The 7,269-nt window shown below is 69.0% G+C and carries 5 protein-coding genes and 2 pseudogenes; 6 read left to right on the forward strand and 1 reads right to left on the reverse strand.

Going from position 1 to position 7,269, the window contains the following annotated elements; genetic code table 11:
• Both B7L92_RS14470 and B7L92_RS14475 read left to right on the forward strand, forming a co-directional pair.
• On the forward strand, positions 1 to 735 hold a 735-nt coding region (locus B7L92_RS14470; protein ID WP_081237869.1), incomplete at its 5' end, for a DNA-directed RNA polymerase subunit alpha.
• 246 nt (positions 736 to 981) lie between these two features.
• A pseudogene (locus tag B7L92_RS14475) lies at positions 982 to 2,055 on the forward strand (integrase core domain-containing protein).
• A gap of 494 nt (positions 2,056 to 2,549) precedes the next feature.
• On the opposite strand, the pseudogene B7L92_RS14485 reads toward B7L92_RS14475, so the two are convergent.
• Positions 2,550 to 3,181 (reverse strand): annotated as a pseudogene (locus B7L92_RS14485) (endonuclease/exonuclease/phosphatase family protein); the annotation flags it as partial.
• Between the two features lie 278 nt (positions 3,182 to 3,459).
• Here B7L92_RS14485 and B7L92_RS14495 point away from each other — a divergent pair.
• The 4 genes from B7L92_RS14495 (at position 3,460) to B7L92_RS14510 (ending at position 7,120) form a co-directional block, all read left to right on the forward strand.
• Positions 3,460 to 4,155: a response regulator transcription factor gene (locus B7L92_RS14495; RefSeq protein WP_081237871.1), complete on the forward strand. Its 696-nt coding sequence runs from the start codon at positions 3,460 to 3,462 to the stop codon at positions 4,153 to 4,155.
• On the forward strand, positions 4,148 to 5,305 hold the full coding sequence (locus B7L92_RS14500) for a sensor histidine kinase (protein ID WP_218030452.1): 1,158 nt from the start codon (positions 4,148 to 4,150) through the stop codon (positions 5,303 to 5,305). Before B7L92_RS14495 ends, B7L92_RS14500 begins: the two co-directional genes overlap by 8 nt.
• 140 nt (positions 5,306 to 5,445) lie before the next feature.
• Positions 5,446 to 6,168: a VanZ family protein gene (locus tag B7L92_RS14505; protein ID WP_081237875.1), complete on the forward strand. Its 723-nt coding sequence runs from the start codon at positions 5,446 to 5,448 to the stop codon at positions 6,166 to 6,168.
• 391 nt (positions 6,169 to 6,559) lie between these two features.
• Entirely contained in the window at positions 6,560 to 7,120 is a 561-nt protein-coding gene (locus B7L92_RS14510; RefSeq protein ID WP_255310954.1) for a DUF3152 domain-containing protein, read from the forward strand.
• Positions 7,121 to 7,269 lie beyond the last annotated feature (149 nt).

Here is a 7,269-nt window from a genome sequence, read left to right on the forward strand (position 1 = left end):
GTGATGTACCTGCGCAAGCAGGGCCCGGGTCTGGTCACCGCCGCCGACATCGCGCCGCCGGCCGGTGTCGAGGTGCACAACCCCGACCTCGTCCTCGCCACGCTCAACGGCAAGGGCAAGCTGGAGATGGAGCTGACCGTGGAGCGCGGTCGCGGCTACGTCTCCGCGGTGCAGAACAAGCAGGTGGGCCAGGAGATCGGCCGGATCCCGGTCGACTCGATCTACTCGCCGGTTCTCAAGGTCACCTACAAGGTCGAGGCGACCCGTGTCGAGCAGCGCACCGACTTCGACAAGCTGATCGTCGACGTCGAGACCAAGCAGGCCATGCGTCCGCGCGACGCCATGGCGTCGGCCGGCAAGACGCTGGTCGAGCTGTTCGGTCTGGCCCGCGAGCTCAACATCGACGCCGAGGGCATCGACATGGGCCCGTCCCCGACGGACGCCGCGCTCGCCGCCGACCTGGCGCTGCCGATCGAGGAGCTGGAGCTCACGGTCCGCTCCTACAACTGCCTCAAGCGCGAGGGCGTCCACTCGGTGGGTGAGCTCCTGGCGCGTTCCGAGGCGGACCTGCTGGACATCCGCAACTTCGGTGCGAAGTCCATCGACGAGGTCAAGGCGAAGCTGGCCGGCCTGGGCCTGGCCCTGAAGGACAGCCCGCCCGGCTTCGCCCCGACCGCCGCGGCGGACGCCTTCGGCGCGGACGACGACGCGAGCACGGCTTTCGAGCAGTACTGAACGCTGCACCGGGTCGCGGGGGAGTTCAGGAAGGCGGGCCGGGTTCTCTCCGGGCCGCCTGCCTATGCGTGCCATCAGGCCGTACGCCAGGGTGGGTTCCTGCACGGTCCCTCATCCCGGCCTTCTGCGCCACGTCTGGTTCGGTGGCGGGGCCGCCTGTCCCGCTCGGAAACACGATTCTGGGGCCTGAGCTGGAAGTTCCCAGATCACAGGACTGGCCGGCACAGCATCTGCGACGATCCTTCGATGCCGCTGTCCATCGTCACCGCGCTGGTCCGGAATCTGATCACGGTGCCCGCTGCCGTACTGCGCAGCCGCGTAGCGAAGGATGCGGAGGTGCTGGCGTTGCGGCACGAGAACGCGGTGCTGCGCCGCCAGATCGCCCGGGTCCGCTACGAGCCCGCCGACCGAATCTGGCTCGCCGTGCTCTCCCGGCTGATCCCACGCGAGCGCTGGCGTCAGGTGTTCGCGGTCACCCCTACCACGCTGCTGGCCTGGCACCGGCGATTCGTCGCCCGGAAATGGACGCATCCTCAGCGCAGCCGCCCAGGACGGCCCTCCACCGCGCCCACCATCAAGCAACTCATCCTGCGCCTGGCGAAGGAGAACCACGCCTGGGGCCACCGCCGGATCCAAGGCGAACTCGCCCGCCTCGGCTACTCGATCGCCCCGTCCACGGTCTGGGAGATCCTGCGCGCCGCCGGCATCGATCCCGCTCCGCAGCGCTCCGGCCCGCCCTGGCGTGAATTCCTCACCGCCCAGGCCCACGGCATCCTCGCCGCCGACTTCCTGCACCTCGACACCATCTCCCTCAAGCGCCTGTACGCCCTGGTCTTCATCGAGCACGACACCAGACGAATCCACCTCGCCGGTGTCACCGCGCACCCCACCGCCCAGTGGACCGTTCAACAGGCGAGGAACCTCGCCATGGCACTGGACCGCCGCATGGATTCCCTGCGCTTCCTTCTCCGCGACCGGGACAGTAGGTAAACCAGCGCCTTCGACGCCGTCTTCGAGGCCGACGACGTGGAGGTCCTGCTCAGTCCACCGCGGGCACCCAAAGCGAACGCGATCTGCGAGAGAGCCGTGGGCACCCTGCGCCGCGAGGTCCTCGACCGCGTGCTGATCTACAACGAGGCCCATTCCGTAAAGGTGCTGACCGAGTACATCCAGCACCGGCCGCACCAGTCCCGGCAGCAACTATCCCCCGATAGCACCGAACCACCCGCCCCGGCCATCGTCGCCGATCTCCAGAACCACCGGATCCGACGAGAATCCATCCTCGGAGGATTGATCAACCAGTATCACCGCGCCGCCTGACCGAGCGACATCTCCACAGCTCACTGCATCGAATCGTATTTTCGGACGGGACACGTATCCGCGCCAGGGAAGCGCGCAACGAAAAAGCGAGAACGCCGATCCTTCCGCTCCCCGATGACCGCGGTGACGGCCCCCGCCCCCGCATGGCCCGGCGGCCAAGTACGCTCCCCACCTCCAGGCGGTTTCGCTTGGATCAGCAGGTGGGTGATGGTGATCGTTCTGGGTGGCAGTCTGGGGCGATGGGACCCTGGAACACCTCCACCGAGGACGGCCTGCGGCGTCTGCTCAATGAGTGGGATCCGGTGGGCGTCGCTGACGATGTGCAGGACGAGTACGACTGCATGCTCACCCCTCTCCTCCAGCGGCTCGGTTCCGGCACCGGCCGGACCGAGATCGGTGAGCTCCTGCGGCACGAACTGGAAGATCACTTCGGTCTCGACCCTCTGGGCTTGCGGCCGCAAGCAATGGCCAGCCGAGTGATGGCCTGGTGGACGCGGCCCGGCGTCCTGTTGGGTGTCGACCGGCCGGGTGTCCGACAGCGGCAGCTTGCTCCACAGCCCGACCGTGCCCCGCACCGTGTGGTGCGGGTACGCCTGCGCCAGCTCCTTCTCGTACGTGCCCTTGGCCTGCGAGGTGATCTCCTCCAGTGCCAGCAGGTCCGCACCGGAGGCGGCCAGGTCGCGGGCGGTGCCGGCCGGGTCGGGGTTCTCGGCGCCGACGTTGTGGCTGACCACGGTCAGGTCACTGCCCGCCTGTGACCTGTCGACGAGCAGCCCACCGAAGAGGTTCAGCCACGCGGTGACCGGCAGCAGCAGCGCGACCACCGCGGAGGCGGAGCGGCGCCACAGCGCCCCGGCCAGCAGCACCGGGATGAACAGGCCGAACCACGGCAGGAAGGTCTCCACCAGGCTGCCGAGGCCACCGATTCGATTCGGGATCTTCGCGTGCAGCAGCATGAGCAGGCCGAGCAGCAGCGCCAGAGTCGCCAGGACCCGGCCGCGCTTCCAGGCCCTGGCCGGGAGACGGCGCGTATCGCCCGGCGGATGCCCGCGCGCCCGGCACCGGAGCCGATGTCCCGGCGGCCGGAGCCGCCCTGTCCGGTCTCCGCCGTGTCGACCTGCGTCATCGTCTGTCCTCGCTCACTGCCGGTCACCGCTGCATCCTCGTTCACTGCCGGTCACCGCTGCATCCTCGGGTCCTGGGCGTCGCAGCCCGGAGGAGAGCCTTGAGCAGACCTGGATCGAGGTTGGCCAGAGCCGGAATCGCGTCATCGAAGACCGTCACGCCGTCGGGGACGAGGCCGTCGGCCTCGCCGGGCGTACCACGGTGCTCACTGCGGTGTTGCCGGCACGTATGCGTTTTTCGATACGCCGACGATATGAGCCGGCTCGTAGCCTTGATGACATGCGTGTGTTGATTGTCGAGGACGAGCCGTATCTGGCAGAGGCCATCCGCGACGGCCTACGCCTGGAAGCGATCGCGGCCGACATCGCCGGTGACGGCGACACCGCTCTGGAAATGCTGAGCATCAACACCTACGACATCGCCGTCCTCGACCGCGACATCCCCGGACCCTCCGGCGACGAGATCGCCAAACGCATCGTCGCCTCCGGCAGCGGCATGCCGATCCTCATGCTCACCGCCGCCGACCGGCTCGACGACAAGGCATCCGGGTTCGGACTCGGCGCCGACGACTACCTCACGAAGCCGTTCGAGATGCAAGAGCTCGTCATGCGGCTCAGGGCGCTCGACCGCAGGCGTGCGCACGCCAGGCCTCCCGTGCGAGAGATCGCAGGCCTGCGGCTGGATCCGTTCCGCCGCGAGGTCTACCGCGACGGCCGCTACGTCGCGCTCACGCGGAAACAGTTCGCCGTGCTCGAAGTCCTCGTTGCCGCGGAAGGCGGTGTCGTCAGTGCCGAAGAGCTGCTGGAGCGGGCATGGGACGAGAACGCCGACCCGTTCACCAACGCCGTACGCATCACGGTCTCGGCGCTGCGCAAGCGTCTCGGCGAACCCTGGGTCATCGCCACCGTGCCGGGCGTCGGCTACCGGATCGACACAGCACCCGTCGCCGGGCATGGGGGTGGTGACCGTGGATAGGCAGCCCGGCTTGAGCGTCCGCCTCAAGCTCACCCTCAGCTACGCCGGATTCCTCATGCTCGCAGGTGCCTTGCTGCTCACCGCCATTGGAGTATTTCTCCTGCAACAGGGGTGGCTGCGAACCACCCCAGAGGGGGCATGGAGACAAACTCCGGGCGTCGACTTCGTGCGCGGTTTCGCCCCAATGGCAGCCGCAGTAATGGCGTTCCTCCTGGTGTTCGGCCTGCTGGGAGGATGGATCCTCGCCGGACGCATGCTCGCCCCCCTGGACCGCATCACCCACGCCACCCGTACGGCCGCAGCCGGATCGCTGTCCCACCGGATCCAACTGCAGGGCCGCAAGGACGAGTTCCGCGAACTCGCCGACGCCTTCGACACGATGCTCGCGCAGCTCGAAGCACACGTCGCCGAACAGCAGAGATTCGCAGCCAACGCCTCTCACGAGCTGCGCACCCCGCTGTCGGTCTCGAAGTCACTGCTCGACGTGGCCCGCGCCGATCCGAACCGCGCCACCGACCCACTCATCGACCGCCTCCACGCCGTCAACACCCGAGCCATCGACCTCACTGAAGCACTGCTCCTGCTCAGCCGCGCCGACCAGCGGTCCTTCACCCGCGAACACGTCGACCTGTCCCTCGTGGCGGAAGAAGCCACCGAAACGCTCCTCCCCCTCGCGGAAAAGCGTGGCGTCACCATCGAGACCTTCGGCGACATCGCCCTCACGAGCGGATCGCCGGCGCTCCTGCTGCAGCTGACCATGAACCTCGTGCAGAACGCGATCGTCCACAACCTGCCTGAACAGGGCACCGTGTGGGTGAATACCAGCGTCCGCCCCAAGACGGTGGTGCTCACTGTCGAGAACACCGGCGAGCAGGTCACCCCGGAGCTGGTCTCGACGCTCACCGAGCCGTTCCAGCGCGGCACCGAGCGCGTACACACCGACCAGGCGGGCGTCGGCCTCGGGCTGGCCATCGTCAAGACCATCACCCACGCACACGACGGAACGCTCACCATCACCCCGCGCTCCGCCGGCGGGCTCCGCATCACTGTAGAACTGCCCACAGCGTCCCCGCACCATGGCAGTGGTGCGCCGCAACGACCGTGGCCGGCGCCCAGACCTGAGCGACGCAGGACATCCCCTCACGATTGACACAACGCCGCGGCGAGATCGTCCTGGATGCCACAGCCGGCTCGCGCCCGCCGGTTCCTTGAAGTGGGGGATTCCGTGTATCGCGAGCGTATCGAAAAGCGCATACGCCACCGCAACATCTCTCCGTATTCAGTTGAGGCATGGATCAGAACACACCACTGTCAGCCCCGGCCCGTCGCGCGCGGAGGACGATCGTCTTCTGGATCGTGCTCGTCGGTCTGGGGATCCCCGGTGCGGCGGTCGCCGTGTTCGTGCTGCGGTTGCTCGTGCGGTCCGTGCCGCTGGTCATGCGCGGCGGGTGGCACGCCTGGCTCTTCACCTTCAACGGTGTGGTGCTCAGCGTGGTGGCCGCGCTGCCGTTGTCCGCGCTGGTGGTGTGGCTCCTGGCGCGCCGCCGGAGGGCCGTCGGCACCGAGTCGGCCTGGGCGCGGCGCAGGTCGCTGGCCGAGGTCGGCTTGGTCCACGGGACGGTGCCGTGGGTGTGGCTGATCCTGATGCCGGGCGCGCGGGCCGGTGAGGTCCCCGGCCGCTACAGCCTGGTCCCGGTGGTGGACCTGCTCACGATGGGGCTGCTCGGGATCCTCGGCAACCTGCTGGTGTTCGCGGCGCTCGGCTTCTTCGCCCCGATGCGGTTCACCGCGCTGGCGTCGGTGCCGCGGATCCTGGCGCTCGGGGCGGGCTGCTCGGTCCTGGTCGAGACGCTCCAGTACGTCCTGCAACTGGACCGGGTGTCCTCCGTGGACGACGTACTGGTCAACGCCACCGGCGCCGTCCTGGCCGCACTGGCGTCCCGCCGCTGGTGGCGCGCCCCGGCCGCAGCGCCGACCGACAAGCCCCGGCCGGCTCTGGTGTCGGCGGGTTGACCCGTCCTCGCTCCGGCGGGCTGCCGGGGCGCCGCGTGCCGACAGCCTTTGACGAAACCGGACGAGAACTCATGCTCGACATAAGGCAGGTGGCAGTTTCCAGGTGAGCAACAGAACAGACGTGCGCCGTGCCGGCTCGTCTCCCGCCGCCCGCTCCAGGGCATGCGCCCACCAGGCTGCCCGGCGCCGCCGCCGGATAACCGCCACCATCACGCTTCTGGCCCTTGGTGCCGCTTCGGCCTACCTGGCTTCCGTCGAACGACTCCCGGACATACCCGGGCTGCCCGACCGCTTTGGCCCGGTCCTCACACCGACCGTCGTCGCCCGGGGAGCCCACGCGCCAAGCTCCACCCCGAGCCCGACGCACACTCCGACTACCGCCCCGACGTCCGTGCCGGAGTCCGGTCCGGGTACCTTCACCGTCGCCACCGCCGGAGTGGAGAACACCAGGGCGGGCAGACCGTACCGGGTGGAGGTCGAGGACGGCATCGGTGTCGACCCCGACGAAGCCGCCGAGCAGATCGCCGCGATCCTGAACCATGAACAGGGCTGGTCGCACGGCGGCGACGTCGCCTTCCGGCAGGTCGCCGACGGCAGCGCCGCGCTGGTGATCCGCATCGCCACGCCGAGCACCGCCGACGCCATCTGCGCGACCGGCGGCCTCGACACCCACGGCGAGCTCAACTGCCGGGTCGACCGGACGGTCGCGGTCAACCTCAAGCGCTGGCAGCTCGGTTCACCCGAATTCGACGGACCGCCCGAGGAGTACCGGGCACTGGTCATCAACCATGAGGTCGGGCACTGGCTCGGCTACGGCCACCGCGGATGCCCCGGGCTCGGCGAGCCGGCCCCGGTGATGATGCAGCAGATCAAAGGCCTGAACGGCTGCGTCTCCAACGCCTGGCCCTACGCCCCGGACGGCACCTTCCACGACGGCCCCGAGGTGCCCTGAGTGTCAAGCGGAGCGGCCCGGTCAGGGCTCGGGGCGCCCTGACCCGGCCTCACATTCGGCTCAGTTCTCCGGGCACTCCTTCCGGGGTCCGAGTACTACCGGGACCCTTCGCCGCGAGGCGCATCGAGCGGACGTTGGCGGTCTGGGTG

Origin of the sequence: Streptomyces viridosporus (assembly GCF_002078235.1) — a bacterium.
In the GTDB taxonomy this organism is placed as follows: domain Bacteria; phylum Actinomycetota; class Actinomycetes; order Streptomycetales; family Streptomycetaceae; genus Streptomyces; species Streptomyces viridosporus.